The 1,334-nt window shown below is 63.9% G+C and carries 2 protein-coding genes; one reads left to right on the top strand and one right to left on the bottom strand.

Features of this window, described 5'->3' with window-relative positions; all coding sequences use genetic code 11:
* A partial coding sequence (locus QT222_RS01035; RefSeq protein ID WP_491476016.1) for a sulfatase-like hydrolase/transferase occupies window positions 1-920 on the top strand: 920 nt, incomplete at its 5' end.
* Between the two features lie 21 nt (window positions 921-941).
* Here the strand turns inward: QT222_RS01035 and QT222_RS01030 are convergent.
* The coding region (locus QT222_RS01030) for a ketopantoate reductase family protein (protein ID WP_491476015.1) at window positions 942-1,334 on the bottom strand (393 nt) is incomplete at its 5' end.

Below are 1,334 nucleotides of genomic sequence, written 5' to 3'. Positions count from 1 at the left end.
CACCGGAGGAGTACAAAGCGGAGTTCGCATCGGGTGTCGACTCGACCGAAGTGTGCCAGAACTCAAAAGAGTACAACGCCGGTGCCTACGAGATAGAGTCCGACGAGTGGGAAGCCATCCGCGGCCTCTACGACGCCGAAATCGCCCATATCGACGACCAACTCACGCGGTTGTTCGACTACCTGAAAGAGACCGACCAGTGGGACGACACCATGGTCGTCGTCTGTGCCGACCACGGCGAACTCCACGGCGAACACGGCCTGTACGGCCACGAGTTCTGTCTGTACGACCCGCTCATCAACGTCCCGCTCATCGTCAAACACCCCACACTCGGCACGGGGCGACACGAAGAACAGGTCGAACTGGTCGACCTCTACCACACGGTCCTCGACTCGCTCGGTGTGGAGGGTGGCGAACCCGCCAGCCCCGGCGACAACGTGGTCGGTCTCGACCGCACGCGGTCGCTTCTGTCCGCGGACTACCGCGACTTCGCCAAGGCGACGAACGACGACCCCGGACAGCGACGAGACGGCGAATACGCCTTCGTCGAGTACTCTCGTCCCGTTGTCGAACTCAAACAATTAGAGGAGAAGGCATCTGGCGCAGGCATCGTCCTCCCGGAGGATTCGCGGTTCTACTCCCGGATGCGCTCGGCCCGGCGAGTCGATGCCAAGTACACCCGAATCGACCGGATTCCAGACGAAGCGTACCGCATCGACACGGACCCAGAAGAGACAGAGAACCTCGCCACGTCGGACGACGAAGCCATCGCCGAGACGGAGCGCGCACTCAGTGAATTCGAAGACGCCACCGGCGGCGCGTGGACCGACGCGCTCGACACCGACGTTTCGGACGGCTCGGTCGACCAGATGGACGACGAAGCACAAGAGCGACTCCGCGACCTCGGGTATCTCGAATAGCGGCCTGTCTGCGTTTCCGTCCTACCGAAGCCCTTCTCCGCGCTCCCACGCCCGCAAGAGCGCCGCGAGCGTCCGATTCGTCGGAACCTCGAAGTCGTGTTCGGCGGCGATATCGACCACCGCACCGTTGATGGCGTCGACTTCGGTTCGTTTGCCCGATTCCACGTCCTGCAGCATCGACGAGCGATTCTTCGCCGTTTTCTCGACGACTCGGTCAATCGCCGCACGAGCGACGCGGTTCGGGAGCCGAACGCCCTCTAATCGGGCGACTCGGGCGGTTTCGCGGGCGGCCCGGTGGGCGACCTCGCTCGCCGCGTTGGCCGCAAGGCAGCCGTTTTCGACCAGCGAGAGCGCGGTAACAGCGTTGATGCCGGCGTTCACCGCGAGTTTCTCCCAGCGGCGGCGGGGCAGATC

The organism is Haloferax sp. s1 (assembly GCF_058382125.1).
Note: the sequence above shows the minus strand (reverse complement) of the source record. Positions and strands in the feature narration are given on the sequence as shown.